At 70.3% G+C, this 24,103-nt stretch carries 17 protein-coding genes; 4 read left to right on the plus strand and 13 right to left on the minus strand.

All coding sequences use genetic code 11. From position 1 onward, the window contains the following. Positions 1-56: 56 nt before the first annotated feature. On the minus strand, positions 57-1,175 hold the full coding sequence (locus H4N58_RS19645) for a sigma-70 family RNA polymerase sigma factor (protein ID WP_167000543.1): 1,119 nt from the start codon (positions 1,173-1,175) through the stop codon (positions 57-59). A 64-nt stretch (positions 1,176-1,239) separates the two neighbouring features. Here H4N58_RS19645 and H4N58_RS19650 point away from each other — a divergent pair, with 64 nt between their 5' ends. Next, a complete protein-coding gene (locus H4N58_RS19650) occupies positions 1,240-5,904 on the plus strand; it encodes a family 78 glycoside hydrolase catalytic domain (protein WP_243845056.1) in 4,665 nt (1,554 codons plus the stop codon). 183 nt (positions 5,905-6,087) lie between these two features. On the opposite strand, the gene H4N58_RS19655 is transcribed toward H4N58_RS19650, so the two are convergent. The 10 genes from H4N58_RS19655 to H4N58_RS19700 form a co-directional block, all read right to left on the minus strand. After that, complete coding sequence (locus H4N58_RS19655; RefSeq protein WP_167000545.1) at positions 6,088-6,318, minus strand: LuxR C-terminal-related transcriptional regulator; 231 nt, start codon at positions 6,316-6,318, stop codon at positions 6,088-6,090. 27 nt (positions 6,319-6,345) lie between these two features. After that, entirely contained in the window at positions 6,346-7,575 is a 1,230-nt protein-coding gene (locus H4N58_RS19660) for an alpha-hydroxy acid oxidase (protein ID WP_167000547.1), read from the minus strand. Next, on the minus strand, positions 7,575-9,017 hold the full coding sequence (locus H4N58_RS19665; protein ID WP_167249725.1) for a rhamnulokinase family protein: 1,443 nt from the start codon (positions 9,015-9,017) through the stop codon (positions 7,575-7,577). The genes H4N58_RS19660 and H4N58_RS19665 overlap by 1 nt, the downstream gene beginning before the upstream one ends. 7 nt (positions 9,018-9,024) lie before the next feature. After that, positions 9,025-11,079, minus strand: coding sequence for a bifunctional aldolase/short-chain dehydrogenase (locus H4N58_RS19670; RefSeq protein ID WP_167249723.1), 2,055 nt, complete (start codon positions 11,077-11,079; stop codon positions 9,025-9,027). Positions 11,080-11,084: 5 nt separating this feature from the next. Next, entirely contained in the window at positions 11,085-12,248 is a 1,164-nt protein-coding gene (gene rhaI, locus H4N58_RS19675) for an L-rhamnose isomerase (RefSeq protein ID WP_167249721.1), read from the minus strand. A 1-nt stretch (position 12,249) separates the two neighbouring features. Continuing rightward, the gene (locus H4N58_RS19680; protein WP_167249719.1) at positions 12,250-12,639 is read right to left on the minus strand and encodes an L-rhamnose mutarotase; all 390 of its coding nucleotides are present in this window, start codon (positions 12,637-12,639) and stop codon (positions 12,250-12,252) included. Positions 12,640-12,733: 94 nt separating this feature from the next. Continuing rightward, on the minus strand, positions 12,734-13,783 hold the full coding sequence (gene rhaS, locus H4N58_RS19685) for a rhamnose ABC transporter substrate-binding protein (RefSeq protein ID WP_167000557.1): 1,050 nt from the start codon (positions 13,781-13,783) through the stop codon (positions 12,734-12,736). Beyond that, positions 13,780-14,907, minus strand: a complete 1,128-nt coding sequence (locus H4N58_RS19690; RefSeq protein ID WP_167000559.1) for an ABC transporter permease — start codon at positions 14,905-14,907, stop codon at positions 13,780-13,782. The genes rhaS and H4N58_RS19690 overlap by 4 nt, the downstream gene beginning before the upstream one ends. Then, the gene (locus tag H4N58_RS19695) at positions 14,904-15,938 is read right to left on the minus strand and encodes an ABC transporter permease (protein ID WP_167000561.1); all 1,035 of its coding nucleotides are present in this window, start codon (positions 15,936-15,938) and stop codon (positions 14,904-14,906) included. Before H4N58_RS19695 ends, H4N58_RS19690 begins: the two co-directional genes overlap by 4 nt. Next, on the minus strand, positions 15,935-17,470 hold the full coding sequence (locus H4N58_RS19700) for a sugar ABC transporter ATP-binding protein (RefSeq protein ID WP_167249717.1): 1,536 nt from the start codon (positions 17,468-17,470) through the stop codon (positions 15,935-15,937). The genes H4N58_RS19695 and H4N58_RS19700 overlap by 4 nt, the downstream gene beginning before the upstream one ends. Before the next feature lie 194 nt (positions 17,471-17,664). Here H4N58_RS19700 and H4N58_RS19705 point away from each other — a divergent pair, with 194 nt between their 5' ends. Then, the gene (locus H4N58_RS19705; RefSeq protein ID WP_243845055.1) at positions 17,665-18,696 is read left to right on the plus strand and encodes a LacI family DNA-binding transcriptional regulator; all 1,032 of its coding nucleotides are present in this window, start codon (positions 17,665-17,667) and stop codon (positions 18,694-18,696) included. A 71-nt stretch (positions 18,697-18,767) separates the two neighbouring features. On the opposite strand, the gene H4N58_RS20470 is transcribed toward H4N58_RS19705, so the two are convergent. Both H4N58_RS20470 and H4N58_RS19715 read right to left on the minus strand, forming a co-directional pair. Continuing rightward, positions 18,768-19,106, minus strand: a complete 339-nt coding sequence (locus H4N58_RS20470; RefSeq protein WP_208322205.1) for a hypothetical protein — start codon at positions 19,104-19,106, stop codon at positions 18,768-18,770. A gap of 20 nt (positions 19,107-19,126) precedes the next feature. Then, positions 19,127-20,851: a sodium:proton antiporter gene (locus H4N58_RS19715; RefSeq protein ID WP_167000565.1), complete on the minus strand. Its 1,725-nt coding sequence runs from the start codon at positions 20,849-20,851 to the stop codon at positions 19,127-19,129. Between the two features lie 203 nt (positions 20,852-21,054). Between H4N58_RS19715 and H4N58_RS19720 the strand changes: the two genes are divergently transcribed. After that, the gene (locus H4N58_RS19720; RefSeq protein WP_167000567.1) at positions 21,055-23,127 is read left to right on the plus strand and encodes a PhoX family phosphatase; all 2,073 of its coding nucleotides are present in this window, start codon (positions 21,055-21,057) and stop codon (positions 23,125-23,127) included. Positions 23,128-23,179: 52 nt separating this feature from the next. After that, complete coding sequence (locus tag H4N58_RS19725; protein WP_243842822.1) at positions 23,180-24,088, plus strand: formylglycine-generating enzyme family protein; 909 nt, start codon at positions 23,180-23,182, stop codon at positions 24,086-24,088. Positions 24,089-24,103: the final 15 nt, after the last annotated feature.

The following is a 24,103-nucleotide window of genomic DNA, read 5'->3' on the forward strand; positions in this document are numbered from 1 at the left end:
CGTGCGGTGTCGTCTCTGCGAGAAAGACACGCAGGCCACGAGAACGTGACATCTGCTCACTCGGGCGGCGTCTCCGGGAGGCCGAGCAGCGTGAACAGCCGGGTGTCGAGGAACGTCGAGATGTTGGTGACCATGCCGTCTCGGACGTCGAGGGCGTACAACGCCCACGGAACGTAGCCCCCCTCGGGCGCGGCTCGCCACTGCGCCAACCCCGGGGAGCCGTTGAGGGTGAGGCGGACCACCCGCGACCCCCGGCACTCCGCCCCGGGCCCGAGCATCCAGGTCCGGATGTCGTCACGGCCCTGGAGCCACATCTCGTACGGCGGCATGCTCTGGGTCGCGTCCTCGCGCAGTAGCGTGACGAGGGTGTCGATGTCGTACGCCTCGAAGGCGTCGACGTACTTGTCGAGGAGCTCCTGCTGATCCTCGTCGAGCGGGTCGAAGCCCTCACCCGATTCGCCCTGCGCGTCGGCGAGGGTCGCACGGGCCCGCTGGAGGGCACTGTTGACCGAGGCGACGGTGGTGTCGAGGAGCTCGGAGACCTCGGCGGCCTTCCAGCGGAGCACCTCGCGAAGCACGAGCACGGCACGTTGGCGCGGCGGGAGATATTGCAGGGCCGCCACGAACGCGAGCCGGATGGACTCCCTGCCGGCGGCGATCTCCGCAGGGTCCGCCGAGTCGGGGAGGATCCGCTCGTCGGCCATCGGCTCCATCCACGCCTCGTTTACGCGCTGGGCTGCGAGGGAGTCGACGACCGGCTGCCACGCGGTCGCGGACAGGTCCATCGGGCGAGCGCGGCGCTGACCGGAGCCGAGCGAGTCCATGCAGACGTTGGTGGCGATGCGGTAGAGCCACGAACGCAGGGAAGACCGCCCCTCGAACTTGTCGAGGCTCCGCCACGCGCGGACCATCGTCTCCTGCACGGCGTCTTCAGCATCGAACGCTGAGCCGAGCATGCGGTAGCAGTATCCGGTGAGCTCGCGTCGATGTCCTTCGAGATCAAGCTCAGTCGTCGCAACGGCCGTCATGGTGCCCCCTCGGCACGTGGCAGCAGCGGATCTCGCTGCACGCCTCAGGAAACCGTACGCATCCGACAGTTCTCTCGACAACGGTCTTGAACGCGCCGCCCTGAGCAGCTGGCGCCCGTGACCGAAAGCGGACACAGGCGTAGCCATGTGATGCAGGTCACCCTACCGTCTAGTTGAAACGTTCCAACGTTCCGCAACGAAGGAAGCCATCGTGGCCGTTCGTCCCCGCCCCCTCGTCCTCCTCGCCGCCGCGGCGATGGTGGTCGGCCTCCAGGCCCCCACCGCCACCGCATCCGGTGCCTCTGCTTACGGCGCCTCACCCGCCACCGCCTCCGCCGCGCCGCCGACGGTCGACGCGCTGCAGGTCAACAGCACCGAGAATCCGCTCGGCATCGACGGTGCAGCCCCGCGTCTGGGCTGGCAGCTCGACGCAGCGCGCCGCGCCGTCACCCAGTCCGCCTACCAGGTCCGCGTCGCGAGCAGCCGGTCCCGCCTCTCCGACCCGGACGTCTGGGACAGCGGCAAGACCAGCTCGCGCGAGTCGGTCGAGGTCGCGTACGGGGGCCCGACGCTCGCGTCGCAGACCCGGTACGTGTGGTCGGTCCGCGTCTGGGACGACGACGGTGCCGCCTCTGCGTGGAGCGAGCCCGCGACCTTCGAGACGGGCGTGCTCGACGCCGACGAGTGGACCGCGTCGTGGATCGGCGCCCCGAGCGAGGAGCTCGGACCCGAGTGGACCGACTACGCGATCGAGTTCACGGCCTCGAAGATCACCGGCGCACTCGGCGTCTACTTCTGTGGACGCGACACCGAGCACGCGTACATGTGGCAGCTCAGCCAGGCCGACAAGTCCCTGCGTCCGCACGTGAAGGACGGCGCCTACCGCGTGCTGCCCGCGACGGCGCTCCCCGCGGGCTTCGACTTCGCTGCTGAGCACCGCTACCGCATCGAGGTCGACGGCACGACGATCCGTACGTCGGTCGATGGCACGCTCCTCGACGAGCGGACCGACGCGACGTTCGCCGGACCCGGCTCGGTCGGCTTCCGTACCAGCGGGCCGGAGACCGGCCGCGTCCACGACGTCGTCGTGACCGCGAAGGACGGCACCGCGCTCGTCGACACCACCTTCCCCGCCGGCGACCGTTCGTTCGCCGCGGGCACCGTCGCAGGCGGAGCGCTCACCGTCGACGCCGCCGGGCCCGAGGCGTGGCTGCGCCGCGACGACCCGGTGCCGCTGCTGCGCAAGGAGTTCGCGCTCGCCGACAAGGACGTCGAACGCGCCCGCGTCTACTCGTCAGCGCGTGGCGTCTACCGCCTGCGCCTCAACGGGGAGCGCGTCGGCGACGACGAGCTCGCGCCCGGCTGGACGGCGTACGACAAGCGCATCGACTCCCAGACCTACGACGTCACCGACCTCGTGCGCCGCGGCGACAACGCCTTCGGCGCCGAGATCGCGAGCGGCTGGTACACCGGCAAGATCGCGATGTTCGGGGCGAACACGTACGGCACCGACACCTCGCTGATCGCGCAGCTGCGCGTCGACTACACCGACGGCACGTCCACGACGGTCGGCACCGACGGCACGTGGAGCACCACCGACGGGCCGGTCCGCGAGGCCGACTTCCTCGACGGCGAGTCGTACGACCGCCGTCGCGCCGACGCGATCGGCGACTGGGACGAGGCGTCGTACGAGGCCGACGGCTGGTCGGACGTCGTGACGCGCAACGAGCCGAAGGACACGCTCGAGCCGCAGACCACCACACCGGTCCGCGTCACGCAGGAGCTCACCGACGCCAAGCGCCTCGACTCGCCGACCGAGGGGGTCCACCTGTACGACCTGGGGCAGAACATGGTCGGCCACGTCCGCGTCACGCTCGACGGCGCGAAGGGCGACACGGTCACGATCCGGCACGGCGAGGTCCTCAACCCTGACGGCACGCTCTACACCGCCAACCTGCGCAGCGCGAAGGCCACCGACTACTACACGCTCGGCTCGGACGGGCCTGAGACGTACGAGCCGGCGTTCACGTTCCACGGGTTCCGCTACGTCGAGATCAGCGGCGTCGACGAGGCGCCGGACGCCGAGGACCTCGTGGGCGTCGTCGTCGGCACGGACGGTGAGCTCACGTCCTCGCTCGACACGTCGTCCGACCTCGTCGACCAGCTCCACCGCAACGTCGTGTGGGGCATGCGCGGCAACTTCCTCTCGATCCCGACCGACACCCCGGCGCGCGACGAGCGGATGGGCTGGACCGGCGACATCAACGTGTTCGCCCGTACGGCCGTGTACGACATGGACGCGCAGACGTTCCTCGACAAGTGGCTGCAGGACCTGCGCGACACGCAGCGCGCGAACGGCTCGCTGCCGGGCGTCGCACCGATCGTGCCCGGCCGCTTCGACGGCGGGTACGAGTCGGCCGGCTGGATGGACGCGGGCGTGCACGTGCCGTGGACGCTCTGGCAGGCGTACGGCGACCTCGACGTCGTCCGTGAGAACTGGACGATGATGCGCAAGTACGTCGACTTCCTCGCGGCGGACTCGACGAACCACATCCGCTCGGCCGGCGGCTACCTCGACTGGCTGAACCTCGACGACCCGACGCCGGCCGACGTGCTGGACACCGCGTTCGTCGCCAAGAGCACCCGCGAGCTCGCGCAGATGGCCGAGGCGATCGGCAAGGACGCCGACGCGGCCGAGCTGCAGGACCGGTACGAGGCGATCCGCGCCGCGTACCAGGACGCGTTCATCAACGCCGACGGGACGGTCAAGGGCGACAGCCAGACCTCGTACATCCTCACGCTGATGAACGACCTCGAGCCGGCCGACCGGCGCGACGCGGTGGTCGACCAGTTCGTCGAGACGCTGGAGCGGCGCGACTACCACCTGTCGACCGGGTTCCTCGGCGTCGACGGGCTGCTGCCGGCGCTCACCAAGGCCGGGCGTACGGACATCGCGTACCAGCTGCTGCAGAACGAGGACTACCCATCCTGGGGGTACGAGATCGGCAAGGGCGCGACCACGATCTGGGAGCGCTGGAACTCGATCAACCCCGACGGCACGTTCAACGACGTCGGCATGAACTCGTTCAACCACTACGCGTACGGCGCGGTCGGCGAGTGGATGTACCGCACGATGGCGGGCGTGTCCGCGCTCGAGCCGGGCTATCGCAAGGTGCTCGTGGCGCCAGAGCCCGGCGACGGGATCGACCACGCGGCGTTCTCGGTCCAGACCCGCTACGGCAAGGTCCGCAGCGCGTGGAAGAAGGTGGCCGGCGGGCTCGACCTGGAGGTGTCGGTGCCGGAGAACGCGACGGCGGAGGTCCGGGTGCCGACGGAGAGCCGCTGGGCGGTGACCGAGGGCGGCGCGGCTGCGGAGTCCGCCGAAGGGGTGAGGTTCGTCCGGTTCGAGGACGGCCACGCCGTGTACGAGGTCGGGTCGGGCGACTACGCGTTCGGGATCGACCGTGCGCTCGGTGAGCTCGGCGAGGCCGCGGTCGACGTCGACGTGCTGGCCGGGCAGGTCGACGCGCTGGCGACGAAGGGCAAGCTCACGGCGCTTCTCAAGCGGCACCTGCAGGGCGAGGTCGCCACGCTGGACCGACAGGTCGAGCAGGCGCGGGCAGCCCGAGCTGCCGGTGACCGCGACGGCGCTGCCGCTCGGACGCACCAGGCGCTGGCGACCGTGTCCGCACTCGAGCTGTGGGTCGACCTGCAGCGCGTGCTGCGACTCGTCGACAAGCCGACCGCCGCTGCGCTGAAAGCCACGCTGGGTCGGATCGACGCGCACCTGTCGGCTGCCTCCGGCGTGATCGTCGGCGCGGTCGCCAAGGCGGCGCCGGAGGGGACGGTGCACCTCGCCGGTGACACCGTCCGGGTGGCGGTGACGCTGGAGAACACCGGCCCGAAGACGCTGCCGAACGTCGCGAGCACGCTGACGTCGACGTCGGGCTGGTCCGTGAAGGCGGTCGGTGGACGACCGGGATCGGTCGGTGCCGGCAAGACGTTGACGCACCTGTACGACGTGAAGGTCCCGGCCGGCACTCCGGTCGGCACCGAGGCTCTGGCGGGTACGGTCTCCTACCGGCAGAGCTGGGGCACGGCCACGCTCCCGGTCGCGGCGGACGTCGTCGTGTCGCCGACGCTCACGCTCGACTCCGCGTCGGTCACGCCGGGGACGGCGACGGCCGGGGACGAGGTCACGGTGACCGCGGTCGTGCGCAACCACAGCGCGCGGGCGGCCTCGGGTGAGCTGACGGTGTCGGGTCCGGGTGTCACGTCGCCCGCGCCGACGGCGTACTCCGTGCCCGCAGGCGCGACGGCCGAGGTCCCTGTAGCGGTGGCGGTGCCGACGACGGTGACCGCTGGACCGTTCGCGTTGACGGTGTCGACTGGAGCGACCGAGGCGGAGAAGGCGACGGCGTCGCTGGGGGTCACGCTCGCGACGCCGCCGCAGGGCGCGGTCGACCACGTGGACGTCGGGCTCGCCTCGTCGGAGCAGGCGCACCGCCTGACGGCGTCGCAGCACTCCGGCACGAACGTCGAGGCGGGGCTGACCCGGCGCTACGCGCACTCCTCGTACCCGGGCGGCTGGTTCGAGATGGACCTCGCCGTCCCTGCGGGGAAGGCGTTCGTGCTGCGGGCGATCGAGACGTACGACGGCGCGCGTCGCAAGACGTACGACATCGTCGTCGACGGGGAGGTCGTGCACGCGCACGACGCGCGACGTACGGAGGACGGTGCGGGCACGCAGACGTACCAGGTCCTCGTCGACCGTCCGGACCTCACGGCCGACGGCGTGGTGCGCGTCCGGTTCCAGGACACGGGGGCCGACTACGACCCGTCGATCGCGGACGTGTGGTCGCTGCCCGTGTCGTGACGCCGTTCGTACGGAGGGTCCCCGAGCCACCCGGCCCGGGGACCCTCCCCCGTTCTCCCCCGGGTCACTCTCTGCGCCTCGCGGGTCACTCCCGTCCCGTCCCGGGTCGGCGCCGTACGACCACCGGCGGACGCGGTGGCGGCCGAGAGTGACCCGGGGCGGCCAGAAAGGGACCCGGGGCGGTCAGATGAGGTCGCGGCGGACGGCCCAGACGACGGCCTCGATCGGGGTCGAGACGTCCAGCGCCGAGCACACCGTACGGAGCCGCCGGCGCACCGTCCGCTCCGACAGGAGCATCCGCCGCCCGACTGCCTCCACAGTCAGCCCCTGGGCGACCAGCGCAAGCAGCGTGAGGTCGTCGTGGTCAAGCGGCCCCGGTGGTGCGGTACGCCGCTGGTGACCGCCGCGTGTCATCGTTCCCCCCGTCCCCCTCATCGCCTGCTACCTCCTCGGGACCAACCGCTCGAGCTGGGTGACGTGCTCGGGTTGGAGCTCGTCGAGGGTACGGACGCCGAGCAGGCGCATGGTCCGCTCGATCTGGGTGGAGAGGATCTCGATGGTCTTGTCGACGCCCTCGCGCCCGCCAGCCATGAGTCCGTACAGGTAGGCGCGGCCGATCATTGTGAAGTTCGCGCCCTGCGCCACGGCCGCGACGATGTCGGCGCCGGACATGATGCCGGTGTCGAGGTGGATCTCGGTCGCACCGCCGACCTCGCGGGCCACCTCGGGCAGCAGGTGGAACGGCACCGGCGCACGGTCGAGCTGGCGGCCGCCGTGGTTGGACAGCACGATCGCGTCGACGCCGAGCTCGGCGAGCCGCGAGGCGTCCTCGATGCTCTGCACGCCCTTGACGACGAGCTTGCCCTTCCACTGCTGCTTGATCCAGGCGAGGTCGTCGAACGTGACCGTCGGGTCGAACATCGTGTCAAGGAGCTCGGCGACCGTGCCCGACCAGCGGTCGAGCGAGGCGAACGCGAGCGGCTCGGTGGTGAGGAAGTTGATCCACCACGCCGGCCGCGGGATCGCGTTGACGACCGTACGAGGCGTGAGGGTCGGCGGGATCGTCATCCCGTTGCGGGTGTCGCGCAGCCGTGCGCCTGCGACGGGGACGTCGACGGTGACGACGAGTGCCTCGTACCCGGCGGCGGCCGCGCGGTCGACCAGCGCCATCGACCGATCGCGGTCCTTCCACATGTACAGCTGGAACCAGTTGCGCCCGTGCGGGTTGGCGTCGCGGACGTCCTCGATCGAGGCGGTACCCATCGTCGACAGCGCGAACGGGATGCCTGCCGCGCCGGCGGCGGACGCGCCCGCGTACTCGCCCTCGGACTGCATCATCCGCGTGAACCCGGTCGGCGCGATCCCGAACGGCAGCGCCGACGTGGACCCGAGGACGGTGCGCGAGGTGTCGACCGTCGAGACGTCGCGCAGGATCCGCGGGTGGAAGGTCACGTCGCGGAACGCCTGGCGGGCACGGGCGAGCGACAGCTCCTCTTCGGCGGCGCCATCGGTGTAGTCGAAAGCGGCCTTCGGGGTACGACGCTTCGCGATCGCCCGCAGGTCCTCGATGGTCAGCGCGGCAGCGAGGCGACGCTCCTTCGGGGACAGCGTCGGCTTCTTGAACTTCAGCAGCGGCCGGAGGTCGCGAGGGCGGGGGGCGCGGCGTTCCATCAGAAGACCTTTCGAAGAGTGGTGCGGTGGAGCGGGCGAGGCAGGTAGTGCTGCTGGTCGAGCCTCGCGCCGACGAGCGCGCGAAGCGCGTCGAGGTCTCCCTCGACGCCGCCGAGGGTACGGGCCTGGACGAGCGCGTTGCCCAAGGCCGTGGCCTCGACGGGACCGGCGAGGACCTCCAGGCCGGAGCGGTCGGCGGTGAGCTGGCAGAGCAGCGTGTTGAGCGCTCCGCCCCCCACGATCTGGATCCGTCGCACGCGACGCCCGGCCAGGTCGGCGGCACGGTGGATCGTCGTCGCGAACGCCTCGGCGAGGCTCTCGAGGATCGTGCGCGCCATCTCGGCGCGACCCTCCGGCGCAGGCAGCCCGTGCTCGGCGGCGTACGCCCGGACGCGCGCAGGCACGTCCCCTGGCGCGAGGAAGCGCGGGTCGTCGACGTCGAAGAGCATCGGCGCCTCGGCATCGCCCGCGGCAGCGAGAAGGCCCGCGAAGTCGAGGGACCGCCCGTCCTCGCGCTCCCACGTACGGACGGACTCGCTGAGCAGCCACAGGCCCATCACGTTGTGGAGAAAACGGATCCGCCCGTCGACGCCGCCCTCGTTGGTGAACCCAGCCAGCCGTGCGTCCTCGGTGAGCACCGGGCGCTCGAGCTCCAGACCGGCGAGCCCCCACGTGCCGCAGGAGACGTACGCGTCGTCGGGTCCGAGCACGGTGCCGGCGACGGCGGACGCGGTGTCGTGCGAGCCCACCGTCGTGACCGTCAGGTCGTGGCCACCGAGCTCCTCGCGCACGTGCGGCAGCAGCCCGCCGAGCGTGGTGCCGGGCGGCGTGAGCGGCGGCAGGATCCCCGACGAGAAGCCGAGCATCGCCGCCAGGTCCGTGTCCCATCCGCCGGTGGAGACGTCGAGCAGACCGGTCGTCGACGCGTTGGTGACTTCCGCGCCGACGTGCCCGTTCAGCCAGTGGCCGATCAGGTCGGGTACGAGCAGAAGCGTGTCTGCGCGCTCCAGGTGGTCGCCGTCGGCGGCCAGCTGGAAGACGGTGTTGAACGGCAGGTGCTGGAGCCCGTTGCGGGCGTACAGCGCCGCCGGGTCGACCGCGGCATGGACCTGCTCCACCGCGGCGAGGTTGCGCGCGTCGCGGTAGTGGAACGGCGTCGACACCATCCGGCCGTCGCGCATCAGCGCATAGTCGACCGCCCAGCTGTCGACCGCGAGGCCGACGAGCTCGGGCGTCGTCCGCACCGCGGAGCGCAGGCCGGTGACGATCTCCCGGAACAGGCCGACCACGTCCCAGTGGAGGCCGTCGGGCAGCCGTACGGGGGTGTTGACGAAGCGGTGCACGACCTCGAGCCGCACACCGCCGAGGCCGACCTCGGCGACCACCACACGTCCGCTGGTGGCACCGAGGTCGACCGCTGCGACACGGAGAGGTTCAGTCATGCCCGCCTCAGCGCAGGAACGCGGCAGCGACGCCTGCGTCGACGGGGATGTGCAGCCCGGTCGTGTGGCTCAGCTCCGCGCTGCAGAGGACGAAGACCGCGTTGGCGATGTTCGACGGCAGCACCTCGCGCTTGAGGATCGTGCGCTGCGCGTAGAACTTGCCGAGATCCTTCTCCTCCACGCCGTAGACCGCGGCACGGTTGGCGCCCCAGCCGCTGGCGAAGATGCCGGAGCCCTGGACGACGCCGTCGGGGTTCACGCCGTTGACCTTGATGCCGTGCTCGCCGAGCTCGGCGGCCAGCAGCCGCACCTGGTGGGCCTGGTCCGCCTTGGCCGCGCCGTACGCGACGTTGTTCGGGCCGGCGAAGATCGCGTTCTTCGAGGAGATGTAGACGATGTCGCCGCCCATCTGCTGCGCGATCATCACCTTGGCGGTGGCCTGCGAGACGAGGAACGAGCCCTTCGCCATGACGTCGTGCTGGAGGTCCCAGTCCTTCTCGGTGGTCTCGAGCAGCGAGCGCGAGAGCGAGAGGCCGGCGTTGTTGACGACGAGGTCGACACCGCCGAAGGCGAGTACCGCCGCGTCGACGGCCGCCTGGACAGCAGCGGCATCGGACACGTCGACCTGGACGCCGACCGCGACGTCAGTGCTGCCGATCTCAGCTGCTGCCGCCTGCGCCTTCTCCAGTGACAGGTCGGCGATGACGACGCAGGCGCCCTCGGCGGCCAGCTTCTCCGCCGTGGCGCGCCCGATGCCGGAGGCGGCGCCGGTGACGAGCGCGACGCGGGTGGCCAGCGGCTTCGGCTTCGGCATGCGCTGGAGCTTGGCCTCCTCCAGCGCCCAGTACTCGATGCGGAACTTCTCCGACTCGTCGATCGGCGCGTACGTCGAGAGGCCCTCGGCCCCGCGCATCACGTTGATCGCGTTGATGTAGAACTCGCCGGCGACGCGCGCGGTCTGCTTGTCCTTGCCGAAGCTGAACATGCCGACGCCGGGCACGAGCACGATCAGCGGGTCGGCGCCACGGATGGCGGGGCTGTCCGAGACCGCGTTGCGGTCGTAGTAGGCCTGGTAGTCCTCGCGGTAGGACACCGCGAGCTCCGTCAGACGCGCGATCGAGTCCTCGACCGACGCGTCCGCGGGGAGGTCGAGCACGAGCGGCTTGACCTTCGTACGGAGGAAGTGGTCCGGGCACGACGTGCCGAGCTCGGCGAGCCGCGGGTGCTCGGCGTGCGCGAGGAAGTCGAGCACGACGTCGGAGTCCGTGAAGTGGCCGACCATCGGCCGGTCCTGCGAGGCGATCCCGCGGATCGTCGGTGCCAGCGCGGCGGCCTTCGTACGACGCTCGGCCTCGGGCAGCGCGGCGTACCCGTCGAGGGCGGGTCCGAAGGGCTCGGCCTTGCTGTGCTCCTCGATGTACGAGGCCGCGGTGCGGATGATCCACAGCGAGTTCTGCTCGGCCTCCTCGGAGGTGTCGCCCCAGGCGGTGATGCCGTGGCCGCCGAGGATGCATCCGATGGCCTGCGGGTTCTTGGCCTTGATCTCGGCGATGTCGAGGCCGAGCTGGAATCCGGGACGACGCCACGGGACCCAGACGACCTTGTCGCCGAAGATCGTGTCCGTGAGCGCCTCGCCGTCGACGGCGGTCGCGATCGCGATGCCGGAGTCGGGGTGGAGGTGGTCGACGTGCGCGGCGTCGACGAGTCCGTGCATCGCGGTGTCGATCGACGGGGCGGCACCGCCCTTGCCGTGCAGGCAGTAGTCGAACGCCGCGACCATCTCGTCCTCGCGGTCGACGCCCGGATAGACGCCGACGAGCGCGCGCATGCGATCGAGGCGCAGGACGGCGAGACCGGACTCCTTGAGGGTGCCGAGGTCGCCCCCGGAGCCCTTCACCCACAGCAGCTCGACGGCCTCGCCCGTGACCGGGTCGGTCTCGGTGCCCTTGGCCGAGGTGTTGCCGCCGGCGTAGTTGGTGTTCCGCGGATCGGCGCCGAGGCGGTTCGAGCGCTCGATCAGCGCCTTCGCGGTGCCAGTCGTAGAAGGTTCAGTCGTGGACATGGTCATCAGCTCCATCCGGCCTGGGTCCCGCCGACCCGCTCGGCCTCGATCTGGTCCTGGTAGCCGCTGGCGAGGTAGGCCTGCATCGGGTTCGCCGGCAGGCCCTGCGTCTCACGCCATGCGGCGAGGTCGGCGCGCACGTCGGTGTAGAAGGCGTCCATGAAGATCTCGTTCGCGAGCAGGACGTCGCCGTCCTCCTGGGCCACGGTCAGCGCCGCAGTGTCCACGAGCAGCGCACGCGCCGTCATCTCCTGGACGTTGAGCACCGAGCGGATCTGGCCCGGGATCTTCTTCTCGATGTTGTGACACTGGTCGAGCATGAAGGCGGTGTCGCCGTCGTTGCCGTAACCGCCGCCGCGGATGACCTCGAAGAGGATGCGGAACAGCTGGTACGGGTCGGCCGCACCGACGATCAGGTCGTCGTCGGCATAGAAGCGCGAGTTGAAGTCGAACGAACCGAGCTTCCCCAGCCGCAGCAGCTGCGCGACGATGAACTCGATGTTCGTGCCCGGCGCGTGGTGGCCGGTGTCGAGGCAGACGACGGCGTTGTCACCAAGCGCCGCAACCTGCGTGTACGCCGTACCCCAGTCCGGCACGTCCGTGTGGTAGAAGGACGGCTCGAAGAACTTGTACTCGAGCACGAGGCGCTGCTCGTCGGACATCCGCGCATAGATCGCCGCGAGCGACTCGGCGAGACGGTCCTGGCGTCCACGCATGTCGGCCTGGCCGGGGTAGTTGCTGCCCTCGGCGAGCCAGATCTTGAGGTCGCGCGAGCCGGTCGCGTTCATCACGTCGATGCACGCGAAGTGGTGGTCGATCGCCTTCTGGCGGATCTTGGCATCGGTGTGCGTCAGGGCGCCGAGCTTGTAGTCGTCGTCCTGGAAGGTGTTGCTGTTGATCGTGCCGAGAGCGATGCCCTGGTCCTCGGCGAACCGGCGCAGCGCGGCGTAGTCGTCGACCTCGTCCCACGGGATGTGCAGCGCGACTCGAGGCGCGAGTCCGGTGAAGCGGTGGACGGTCGCCGCGTCAGCGACCTTCTCCTCGGGCGTACGAGGCGTGCCGGGCGTGCCGAAGACCTTGAAGCGGGTGCCGGAGTTGCCGTAGGCCCACGACGGGACCTCGATCTCCTGCTCCGCGAGCCGCGACGAGATGTCAGCGAAGTTCGTCATGTCAGTTGCTCTCTCCATGCGTACGGGTCTCGTACGCGGTCGGGGCGGCCGCCTCGCGCGGGGCGGCCAGCTGGTCCTCGAGGTGGAAGATCTCCTCCAGCTCGAGGAAGCCTTCGTCTGGGGCTCCGTCGAGGTCCTCGAAGAGCTCGGCCATCTCGGACTGCCAGCGACGGTTCACGTCGGTGGCGGCCATCCGTGCTTGAGCATCCTCGAGCGACTCGGTCTCGAGGTAGCCGATCAACAACCCGTCGGGCCGGAGGAACAGCGAGTAGTTGTGCCAGCCGGCGGCGTGCAGGGCCTCGAGCATCTCGGGCCACACTGCAGCGTGCCGGCGCTTGTACTCGTCGATCCGGTCGGGCCGGACCTGCAGCTGGAAGCAGACGCGTCGCATCGTTCCTCCGAGATCTGGTGTGTGTCGTGCGGGTGGTGGTCCCGGCCTCCCCAGGCCGCCGGGGAGGCCGGGAACCACGTCTTGGGTCGACGACTCAGAAGTTGAAGTCGTCGATGTTGTCCTTGTTGAACTCGAGCGGCTCGCCGAGCACGACGACGCCGTCGGCGCCGACGGTGTACTCGCCGAGCTTGCCGGCCTCGAAGGTGTCGCCTTCCTTGCCCTCGATGTCGCCCTCGATGAGCGCCTTCGAGGCGAACGCGGTGAGGTAGCCGAGATCCTCGGGGCTCCACAGCGCGAACGAGCCGACGGTGCCGTTCTTGACGTACTCACGCATCTGGTCCGGGGTGCCGAGACCGGTCAGCGCGACCTTGCCCTTGTACTGCGAGTCCGACAGGTAGCGGGCCGCAGCGGCGATGCCGACCGTGGTCGGGGAGACGATGCCCTTGAGGTCCGAGTGCTTCTGGAGCAGCGCGGCCGTCTTGTCGAACGACGTCTGGTCGTCGTCGTCGCCGTAGACGGTCTCGACGAGCTCGATGTTCGGGTGGTTCGCCTTGAGCTCCTCCTCCATGAGGCGGATCCACTCGTTCTGGTTCGTCGCGTTCGCCGACGCCGAGAGGACGGCGATCTTGCCCTGGTCGCCGATGGCCTTGGCGATGAGCTCGACCTGCTTGGAGGCGATGCCCTTCGCGTCGGCCTGGCTCACGAAGAGATCGCGGTACTCCGGATCGGTGTCGGAGTCGAAGGTGACGACCTTGGTCCCGGCGTCACGCGCCTCCTGCAGCGCGTCGCCGATCGCCTTGGGGTCGTTCGCCGAGATGGCGATCGCGCCAGTGCCCTGCTGGGTCAGCGTGTTGATGTAGCTGACCTGCGAATCGGGGGTGGCCTCGGACGGGCCGACCTCCTTGAAGGTGCCCTCGAACTCCTTGACAGCCGCCTCGCCGCCCGTGGAGGACGCGTCGAAGTAGGGGTTGCCGAGGTTCTTCGGGAGGAAGGTCACCGACAGGTCGCCGTTGCCGCCGTCGCCGGAGCCGCCCTCGTCGTCGCTTCCGCCGCAGGCCGTGAGCACCAGGCTCAGGCCGAGCACGGCGGCGACGGCCGGGACGAACCGGGCGACGCCACGTCGCCTCGTCGTTGCTGTGGTCATCGGGATTCTCTCTCTCGTTCGCCGACCGGTGAGTCCGTGTCGGGGAGGGTGTTGCCGGTCTTGGTCGTTGATGACTGCGGTTCGGGGGCGCCACGCCGTCGTCGCCTGCTGCTGACCCAGCCGAGGGCACTGGAGCCCACGACCGAGACGACCAGCAGCAGGCCGGTGACGATGTTGATGACGTCGGCGGTCTGGTCGGCAAGGCGCAATGCGCTGCCGATCGCCCCGATAAGGAGCACGCCGGCGATCACGCCGGGCAGTGCACCTCGTCCGCCGAAGATCGAGACTCCACCGAGAAGGACCGCGGCGATGACCTGCAGCTCCATCCCGTTGGCGTTGTCGCCGCGGGCACTGCCGTAGCGCAGCGTGTAGTAGATGCCGGCCAGCGCGGACACCACGCCGGTCAGCACGAACAAGATGAGCTTGGTCCGCTCGACACGGATGCCCGAGAACCGTGCTGCGCCCTCGTTGAGACCGATGGCGTAGACACCACGTCCAAAGGCGGTGAAGTGGAGAAGCAGGATGAAGAGGATCGCGAGCACCGCGAACGGGATCATGATCGACGGGATGTCGGACTCGCCGATGCGACCGCGCGCCCAGTCGGTCCAGGCGTCGGGGAAGTCGGTGACCGCCGTCGTCCCGAGCAGGCCGACCGCGACACCGCGGTAGAGCGCGAGCGTGCCGATCGTGACCGCGAGCGACGGGAGTCCGACGACGGTCACCAGGAAGCCGTTGAACGCACCGCAGAGAACGCCGACCAGCAGCGCCGCCACCGCCGCGACGAGGATCGGGGTGCCCTTGTCGTACAGGACGCCGAACGAGACGCTCGCCAGCGCGACGGTGCTCGCGACGGAGAGGTCGATCTCGCCGGTGATGATCACCAGCGTCATCGGCAGCGCGATCAGCAGGATCGGCGCGACGTCGAGAAGCAGGTACGTGATGGTGATCGGCCGGTCGAAGAACGGCACGGTCGCCGACGCGTACAGATAGACGGCGACCAGGGCCGCCCACACCGCGACGTCACGGTTGAGGAGGGCGCGCTGCCACAGCGGCCTCTGGTGGTCGCGGTAAGTCCGGGTGCCCTGCTGCGCCGGGGCGTCGGAGGGGTGGAGGAGGCTGGTCATGCGGCATCCCTCTCTGCGAGCAGCTTCTTGTGCTGACGCTCGCGAAGCACCTTGTCGAGGACGATCGCAGCGATGATGAGGAGACCGACCACCGCGCGCTGCCAGAAGTCCTGGATACCGAGGATCGGGAGGCCGCGGTTGATCGTCATGAGCAGGTACGCGCCGACCGCCGCGCCGAAGATCGTGCCGCTGCCGCCGAAGATCGCAACGCCACCGATGACGGCAGCACCCACGGCCTCGAACTCGATGCCGAGACCGGCGCCGGAGCTGATCGTGCCGTAGCGCGCGACGTACAGGACGCCCGCGAGCCCCGCGAGGCCGCCGGACGCGGCGAACGCGAGGAGCGTGCGCTTGGTCTTCTTGAGGCCGTACAGGGTGGCGGCGTCGGGATCCGACCCGATCGCGTACATCTCGCGGCCGCCGCGGGTGCGCCCCATCAGGTACGCGGCGATGCCGAGGACGACGAACGAGATCCAGGCCAGCGACGGGATGCCCAGGATCGACGACGTGCCGAACGAGAGCAGGTCGCGTGGGATGTCGGAGGCGTTGATCCGGTCCGAGCCGGCCCACGACATCATGATGCCGCGGTAGATGTAGAGCGTGCCGAGCGTGATGACGAGCGCCGGCACCTTCGCGAAGGCGACGAGCGCGCCGTTGATCAGGCCGAGCCCGACGCCGAGCAGGACCGCGAGCAGCAGGACGACGACGATCGGCAGCCCGGTGTCGACGAACATCCGCCCGGTCGCGTACGCCACGAGCCCGAGGATCGAGCCGACGGACAGGTCGACGTTGCGGGTGATGATGACGATCGCCTGGCCGACCGCGAGGACCACAAGGATCGACGGCGTCAGGAAGAGGTCGCGCCACCCGTCCTTGCTGAACAGGAACGACGGGTTGATGGCGGTGGTGACCGCGAGGACCACGAGGAACGCCATGATGACGCCGGTCTCGCGGGCCTGGAGGATCTTGCGGACCCGGGCGCCTGCGGACGGCTTCGGCGTCGTGGGGGCCGTGGGGGCTGCGGTGCTCATGCGGACGCTCCCTTGGTGTTCGTCGCCGCGGCGGTGTTGGTCGCGGCAAACATGACGGCCTCGGGGGTCGCCTCGTCGCGGCTCAGCTCTGCGGTGATGCGCCCCTCGTGGACGACCACGACCCGGTCTGCCATCCCGAGGACCTCGGGGAGCTCCGACGAGATCATCACGACAGCCAGGCCTTCGCCGGCGAGGGTCGACAGCAGCCGGTGCACCTCTGCCTTGGTGCCGACATCGATGCCGCGCGTGGGCTCGTCGACGATCAGCACGTCAGGCGCGGTGCTCAGCCACTTCGCGAGGACGACCTTCTGCTGGTTGCCACCGCTCAGGGTGCCCGCGAGGGTGTCGAGCGTGCTCGTCTTGACCTCGAGCCGCGCCGCCCACTCGCGAGCCGTGGCGCTCTCGGCGCGCGACGAGAGCAGACCGCCGCGGCTCAGGCGCCGGCGGATCGCCATCGTGATGTTGCGCGTGATGGTCGACTCGAGGACGAGCCCGTGCTTGCGGCGATCCTCGGGTACGAGCGCGAGACCCAGGCGGATGGCCGCGGCCGGGTCGCTCGCCGGCACGGCCTTGCCGTTGACCTTGACCGCGCCGGAGTCGTACGGGTCGACACCGAAGGCGGCCTGCATGATCTCGCTGCGCCCGGCGCCGACGAGACCGGCCAGTCCGACGATCTCGCCGCGACGGACCTGGAGGTCGATGTCGTGGAAGACGCCCGCGCGGCTGAGTCCCTCGATCTCGAAGACGACCTCGCCGATCTCGGCTGCCTGCTTCGGGTAGAGGTTGCCGACCTCGCGTCCGACCAACCGGCGGACGACGTCGTCGATGGTGACGTCCTCGATGCGGTCGGTCGAGATGTACGAGCCGTCCCGCATCACCGTGATGGTGTCGCAGAGCGCGAAGACCTCGTCGAAGCGGTGCGAGATGAACACGAGCGCGCGGCCCTCGTCGCGCAGCGAGCGGGCGATCGTCATCAGCCGGTCGACCTCGACGCCGGACAGCGCCGCCGTGGGCTCGTCCATGATGAGGACGCGGGCGTCGAGGGAGATGGCCTTGGCGATCTCGATGATCTGCTGGTCGGCGATCGAGAGCCCATCAGCGGGACGCTCGGGATCGATGGCGACGCCGAGCCGTGCGAACAGCGCACGTGCCTCGGTGTCCATCGCCTTGCGGTCGATGCGGCCGAAGCGGTTGCGGGGCTGCCGGCCCATGAAGAGGTTCTCGGTGACGCTGAGGTCAGGGAAGAGCGTCGGCTCCTGATAGATGACCGCGACGCCCGCGTCCTTGGCCTCGGCTGTCGTACGGAAGTCGACCGACTCGCCGAACAGCTCGTACGAGCCGGAGTCCGCACGGTAGAGGCCGGCGATGATCTTGACCATCGTCGACTTGCCAGCGCCGTTCTCCCCGACCAGCGCGTGGATCGACCCCGTGGTGACGGTCAGGCTGCCCGAGCGCAGGGCGACCACCTGCCCGAAGGTCTTCGAGACGTCGCGCAGTGCGAGCGCGACCGTCCCGGGGGGAGCTGTGGCCATCGACTTCCTCACCGACTTCCGTACACACGCCGTTCACAGAGGCCGTGTTTGAATCGTTTCAATTAACGTGGCGTTCACAACGTATATGAGCCCGCTCACAGGGTCAAGCGCGACTTTGAAACGATTCAGTGGCAGACTGCACACACCGTGCGACAGACTGCTTCGCGCACATCCCTGCGACACGAGGAGACGTCGTGGCCGAGTCACCCACTGCGCCCACGCCCGCGTCCAGCCTGCGCGACGTCGCCGCACTCGCCGGCGTCTCGGTCGGCACCGTCTCAAATGTCCTGAATCATCCTACGAAGGTCTCCGCGCAGACCGCCGAGAGGGTCTTCGCCGCGATCCAGCAGCTCGGGTTCGTCCGCAACGAGGCCGCTCGCCAGCTCCGCCAGGGCCACAGCCGCTCGGTCGGCCTCATCGTGCTCGACATCCGCAACCCGTTCTTCACCGACGTCGCCCAGGGGGTCGAGGACGAGGTCACGGCGCGCTCGCGCAGCGTGCTCCTCGCGAACTGCGCCGAGGACGCCGCCCGTGAGAGCGCGTACCTCGACCTCTTCGAGGAGCAGCGGGTCGACGGCCTCCTGATCTCCCCGGTCGGCGACGTGCTCGAGCGCCTTGACCGGCTGCGCGCTCGCGGGATGGCCGTGATCCTCGTCGACCGCCTCGCGTCGACGGAGTCGTACAGCTCGGTCTCCGTCGACGACGTCCAGGGCGGCCACCTCGCGACGGAGCACCTGCTGTCCATCGGGCGTCGCCGCCTCACGTTCGTCGGCGCCTCGACCGACATCGAGCAGGTGCGCGACCGTCTCGAGGGTGCGACCCAGGCGGTGGCCGAGGTCGTGGGCGCCACCCTCGAGCACCGTGAGATCGCCGGGATGAACGTCGCTCCGGCGCTGGTCGAGGGCGAGCGCATCGTGGCCCTGCCGCCCAGCGAACGACCCGACGCCGTGTTCGCCGCCAACGACCTCATCGCCATGGGGATGCTGCAGGCGTTCACGCTCGGCGGGCTCCGGGTGCCCGACGACGTCGCGCTCATCGGCTACGACGACATCGACTACGCGGCGTCGGCGGCGATCCCGCTGTCGTCGATCCGGCAGCCGTCGCGCGAGATGGGGCGCCGAGCCGCCGAGCTGCTGCTGGCCGAGATCGAAGCGGGTGGTCGCGGGGACCACCAGCACATCGTCTTCGCCCCCGAGCTGGTCGCCCGCGCCTCAACCCTGGGCTGACTCACTGCCGTCCACCTTCACGATGTGACGCCTTGTCCACCGAATCCGCGCCGCGAAAGGTGGGTAAGGCGTCACATCGCGGGGGCGTCGTACGGGATGCGGACCGTGAACCGCGTATCGCCGGGCTCGGACTCCACCGTGAGGTCACCAGCGTCGCGTCGATCAGCTCGTGCACGTCGGTACGGACGAACGGCGCGCGGTCGAGCTGCGAGTACTGCTTGGCGGCGTCGACCAACGTGGAGACCTGCGTCGTCGCAATCCTCGATGCCGGTCATCTGCGGCATGCGATGGTCGGCGAGGATCACCGCGACCTCCTCACCGCGCAGCCGCAGCTCCTTGAGCGCCTCGAGCGCACGGGCGCCGGACTCCGCACGGACGATGCGGTACGTCTCGCCGTACCGGCGCCGCACGCGGTCGGCCGTGCCCGTGCTCAGGTGTTGTCGTCGCCGTGCTCGGGGGCGGCTTTCAGCTCGAGGCTGATCTGGTCGGCGTCGAGCATCGCGAGCGCCTCCGACAGCGCTGCCGAGCTGTACGTCCCGAGCGAGCGTGCGCGCAGGAGGGCGGCACGCTCGGCCGCGATGGTGTGGAGCCGCAGCTCACGGACCTCGTCGCGGATGCGCGCGGACTCCGCGGCCTCCTCCTCGTCGCCCGCGACCTCGCGCCGCAGCGTCGCGCGCACGCGGCGGAGGACCTCGTCGTCGTACGGCGTCCCGTCCCGGCGTCGGAGGTCCGCAGAGTCCAGAAGCGTCGAGGCAGCCCGGTTCATCTCGCCCTCCAGCTGCATGAGGTCGGGGTCGCGCCCACCGGCCTCGTCGCTCGCGAGCCCCAGCATCCGCACCGCCCACGGGAGCGTGCTGCCTTGGACGAGGAGGGTGCCCGCGGCGACGACGAACGCGACGAGCACGAGCGTCGCCCGTTCGGGGGTGTCGTGCGGAAGCGACTGCGCGGCGGCAAGTGTGACGACGCCACGCATCCCGGCCCAGACGAGGACCACGCCTTCGCGCCAGCCGAGCGGGACGGCGGTCAGGTAGTCGACATCGGCGAGGGCGCGTCCGATACGGCGTCGTATGTGCTGCTCGTGAGCGCCCCCGCGCGGGGCGACCTCGCCCTGGTCGAGGCGCTCCTGCAGCCCTTCCACTTTCTGGCGGTACTCCGATGCGTTGCGGCGCTTGCGGCGCACCGACAGCAGGAGCGGGAGGACGTACGCCGACCGGATCATGAGGATGATCGCGCCGGCGGCGAACCCGACCACCAGCGCGTTCGCTGGACTGTCGTGTGCGTCCTGCACGTCCTCGAGGACGCCGTACAGCTCCAGGCCCATGAGCAGGAAGACACCACCCTCGAGGAGCAGCTCGATCGTGCGCCAGTTCGACGTCTCGTACAGCCGGTCCTGCGGACTCAGGTACTTCGGCGAGCCCCGGCCGGTGACCAGACCTGCGGCGACGGCGGCAACGAGCCCGGAGGCGCCGAAGTGCTCTGCGGGGACGTACGCCACGAAGGGCACGACGAAGGAGATCGCCGTGCTCAGCGGGGCCTCGGTGATCCGGCGCCTCACGACGAGGTTGAGCCAGCCCACGAGCACGCCGATGGCGACGGCGGCAAGGACGGCCCACACGAAGTCGGCGGCGACGCCCCACACCGACACCGAGGCTGCGGTCGCCGCGATCGCCGAGCGCAGCAGCACGAGCGCGGACGCGTCGTTGAGCAGGCTCTCGCCCTCGAGCACCGTGACCACCCGCGGTGAGACCCCGAGCCGACGCACGATCGACGTCGCGACCGCGTCGGTGGGGCTGACGATGGCGCCGAGCGCGATCCCGGTCGACAGCTCGATGCCGGGGATGACCGCGCGGAAGAACAGGCCGAGGACGACCGCGCTGATCAGGACGAGGATCACCGACAGCCCGCTGATCGCCGTGAAGTCACGACGGAAGTCCATCGCCGGCATCGACACGGCGGTCGAGTAGAGCAACGGCGGGAGGACGCCGGCGAGCAGGACCTCCGGCGAGATCTCGATCGCGGGGACGAACGGGAGGAGGCTGATCGCGACGCCGACGAGCACGAGCAGGAGCGGGGCTGCGACTCCAACCCGGGGCGAGAGAACGGTGACCGCGACGATGCACACGATCGCTGCGATGCCGACGAGCAGATAGTCCACGCGCGCTCCTTCGTGCGGTCAGCTCAGCCCATCATCCCTGCTTCTCGGCATCACCTCACGTTTGCCAAGCATCGATGCACAGCCGATGCACGAAGGTGCGCGCCGTCGAGTGTTCACCGCGCGTTCGCGCCAGCGTAGGGATGCGGTCGCTCCAGATTCCTAGCGTGCCAGCGTCCGCTCTTCGACGACGCCAGGAGACCATCGTGCCCCCACTGCTGCCGTTCCTCAGCCCGTCCTCCGGCTCGCCATGCGCGTCGGGGCGCGCCGCCCTCACCTGCCGCATGCGCTGCGGCGACGCGTGCGCCCACGACGCACCCAACACGTCCGACAACGCGTACTTCGGTGACGTCGCCACCGCGATGTCGCGCCGCGGCCTGCTGCGCGCCGGGGCGGTCGTCGGTGTCGGCGCTGCCGCCGCCGGCCTCTCGCTCGGCACCGCGGCACCTGCTGCCGCCACGCCGTCCGTCTCCGCAGGAGCCGGCACGAAGAGCTCCGGCCACGGCGGCGCGAGCGGCAAGGGCCTCGACTTCGTACCGGTCGACCCGAACACGCTCGACCAGGTCACCGTCCCGCCGGGCTACGCGCAGGCGGTGGTGATGGCGTGGGGCGACCCGCTCTTCAAGGGCGTCCCCGCCTTCGACGTCGACCGCCAGAACGCGGCCGCGCAACGCAAGCAGTTCGGCTTCAACAACGACTTCCTGGGGCTGCTCCCCCTCGGCCGCGGCCAGCACCTCATGGTCGTGAACCACGAGTACACCAGCGAGCAGATGATGCACCGCGGGTACGACGCCGCCAACCCGACGCGCGAGCAGGTCGAGATCGGCTGGGCGGCGCACGGGCTGAGCGTCGTCGTCGTCGAGGAGGAGCGCGGTACGGGCGCGCTCAGGCCGGTGCTCGGCCACCGCCTCAACCGCCGGTTCCACACCCAGACCGCGTTCGAGCTGACCGGTCCCGTCGCGGGCCACCCGCTCGTACGGACAAAGGCCGACCCGCGGGGGCGTACGGCCCTCGGCACGCTCAACAACTGCGGCGGCGGCCTCACCCCGTGGGGAACGTGGCTCACGGCCGAGGAGAACGTCAACCAGTACTTCGCGAACGGCGCGACCGTCACCGACCCCGTCACGCTCGCCCGCCTCAAGCGGTACGGGGCCGCGGGCGGCGCGACGGAGCGCAAGTGGGAGCGGTTCGACGACCGCTTCGACGTGGCCAAGGAGCCGAACGAGATCAACCGGTTCGGCTGGGTCGTCGAGGTCGACCCGTACGACCCGACGTCGACGCCGAAGAAGCGCACCGCTCTCGGCCGCTTCAAGCACGAGGCCGCCGAGCCGCGGATCACCGACGACGGCCGCGTCGCGATGTACATGGGTGACGACGAGCGTTTCGACTACCTCTACAAGTTCGTCTCCTCCGGCACGGTGGCGCGCGGCGACAACGACTCCGCGCGCCGCCGCAACCGCGACGTTCTCGACAGCGGCACGCTCTACGTCGCGCGCTTCCTCGGCAACTCCTCTCAGGCCGAGATCGACGGCACGGGCGCGCTGCCGAGCGACGGCGCGTTCGACGGCGTGGGCGTCTGGGTGCCACTGGTCAGCGGGACGACCTCGTACGTCAAGGGCATGACCGCCGAGGAGGTCCTGCTGTTCACGCGCCAGGCCGCCGACCTCGTCGGGGCCACCAAGATGGACCGCCCCGAGGACGTCCAGCCCAGCCCCCGTACGGGCAAGGTGTACGTCGCGCTGACCAACAACAGCAACCGTGGCGCGGCCGGCCAGGCGGTCGCCGACGAGGTCAACCCGCGCCACGCCAACAAGCACGGACACGTCCTCGAGCTCACCGAGCACGACGACGACGCAGCGGCGACCTCGTTCAGCTGGAACCTGCTGCTCGTGTGCGGCGACCCGAAGGACCCGACCACCTACTGGGGCGGCTTCGACGCGCGGCGCGTTTCACCGATCTCGTGCCCAGACAACGTCGCGTTCGACCCGCACGGCAACCTGTGGATCTCCACCGACGGCAACGCCCTCGGCTCGCACGACGGGCTGTTCGCAGTGCCGCTCGACGGCGATCGCCGCGGCCAGGTCAAGCAGTTCCTCACGGTGCCGGTCGGCGCGGAGACGTGCGGCCCGTGGATCGACGAGGACCGGGTGATGGTGTGCGTGCAGCACCCGGGCGAGAAGGACGGCGCGAGCGTCGATGCTCCGGCGTCGCGGTGGCCGGACGGTCCGGGCTCGGTGCCGCGTCCTGCCGTCGTCGCCGCGTGGCGCACCCGCCGCTGACGTCCCGCGCGCGGGGTGTGCCGGTTCCGCGGCGGCTAGCATGGCCGCCGTGATGCCGACACGCCCCGCGAAGCCGATCGACGCGGGCATGGTCCTTGTCGGGCCCGACCTCCTCCTCCAGGGCAGCGAAGACTTCTACCCCGAGGAGCAGCCGGTCCGCGAGGTGACCGTCCCGGCGTTCCGCATCGACCCTTGTGCGGTGACCAACGCGCAGTTCCGCCGTTTCGTCAAGGCCACCGGCCACGTCACGGTCGCCGAGCGGGCCCCTGACCTGCGTGAGTTCCCCGGGGCCGACCCGGCCGCGCTGGTGCCCGGATCCTTGGTCTTCACCCCGACCGAGGGCCCCGTCCCGCTCGACGACTGGCAGCGCTGGTGGCGCTGGCAGCCCGGCGCCGACTGGCGCCATCCGGAGGGTCCCGGCAGCACGCTCGACGGCCGCGAGAAGCACCCCGTCGTCCACGTCGCGTACGAGGACGCCGTCGCGTACGTCCACTGGGCCGGCAAACGGCTGCCGACCGAGGAGGAGTGGGAGCTCGCGGCCCGCGGCGGGTTGGTCGGCGCCCGCTACGCGTGGGGCGACGAGTTCATGCCGAAGGGCCGCGTCATGGCCAACACCTGGCACGGCGAGTTCCCGTGGCGCAACGACCTCCCGAAGAAGCGCGGGATGACCCAGCCGGTCGGGAGCTACCCTCCGAACGGCTACGGCCTGTTCGACATGACCGGCAACACGTGGGAGTGGACGGGCACGCCGTGGTCGCAGACCCACGAGGGCGAGGTCGCGCCGCCGTCGTGCTGCGCGCCGGCAGCTCCGCTCGACGAGGGCACGCGCATGGTCACGAAGGGCGGGTCGCACCTGTGCGCGCCGTCGTACTGCCACCGTTACCGACCAGCCGCGCGCCAGGGTCACGGCGTACGGAGCTCGACAGGACACGTCGGCTTCCGCTGCGCGGCCGACGCCTGAGCCGAGCGCGTCCGC

Source organism: Mumia sp. ZJ1417, from assembly GCF_014127285.1.
Lineage (GTDB): Bacteria > Actinomycetota > Actinomycetes > Propionibacteriales > Nocardioidaceae > Mumia.

What these genes read in the sequence shown, in the direction of transcription:
- H4N58_RS19660 (WP_167000547.1), bottom strand. Translation starts at nt 7,575, where the DNA reads ATGGAACGCCGCGCCCCCCGCCCTCGCGACCTCCGGCCGCTGCTGAAG.
- H4N58_RS19645 (WP_167000543.1), bottom strand. Translation starts at nt 1,175, where the DNA reads ATGGCTACGCCTGTGTCCGCTTTCGGTCACGGGCGCCAGCTGCTCAGG.
- H4N58_RS19670 (WP_167249723.1), bottom strand. Translation starts at nt 11,079, where the DNA reads ATGTCCACGACTGAACCTTCTACGACTGGCACCGCGAAGGCGCTGATC.
- rhaI (WP_167249721.1), bottom strand. Translation starts at nt 12,248, where the DNA reads ATGACGAACTTCGCTGACATCTCGTCGCGGCTCGCGGAGCAGGAGATC.
- H4N58_RS19695 (WP_167000561.1), bottom strand. Translation starts at nt 15,938, where the DNA reads ATGAGCACCGCAGCCCCCACGGCCCCCACGACGCCGAAGCCGTCCGCA.
- H4N58_RS19725 (WP_243842822.1), top strand. Translation starts at nt 23,180, where the DNA reads ATGCCGACACGCCCCGCGAAGCCGATCGACGCGGGCATGGTCCTTGTC.
- H4N58_RS19665 (WP_167249725.1), bottom strand. Translation starts at nt 9,017, where the DNA reads ATGACTGAACCTCTCCGTGTCGCAGCGGTCGACCTCGGTGCCACCAGC.
- H4N58_RS19680 (WP_167249719.1), bottom strand. Translation starts at nt 12,639, where the DNA reads ATGCGACGCGTCTGCTTCCAGCTGCAGGTCCGGCCCGACCGGATCGAC.
- H4N58_RS19690 (WP_167000559.1), bottom strand. Translation starts at nt 14,907, where the DNA reads ATGACCAGCCTCCTCCACCCCTCCGACGCCCCGGCGCAGCAGGGCACC.
- H4N58_RS19700 (WP_167249717.1), bottom strand. Translation starts at nt 17,470, where the DNA reads ATGGCCACAGCTCCCCCCGGGACGGTCGCGCTCGCACTGCGCGACGTC.
- rhaS (WP_167000557.1), bottom strand. Translation starts at nt 13,783, where the DNA reads ATGACCACAGCAACGACGAGGCGACGTGGCGTCGCCCGGTTCGTCCCG.
- H4N58_RS19655 (WP_167000545.1), bottom strand. Translation starts at nt 6,318, where the DNA reads ATGACACGCGGCGGTCACCAGCGGCGTACCGCACCACCGGGGCCGCTT.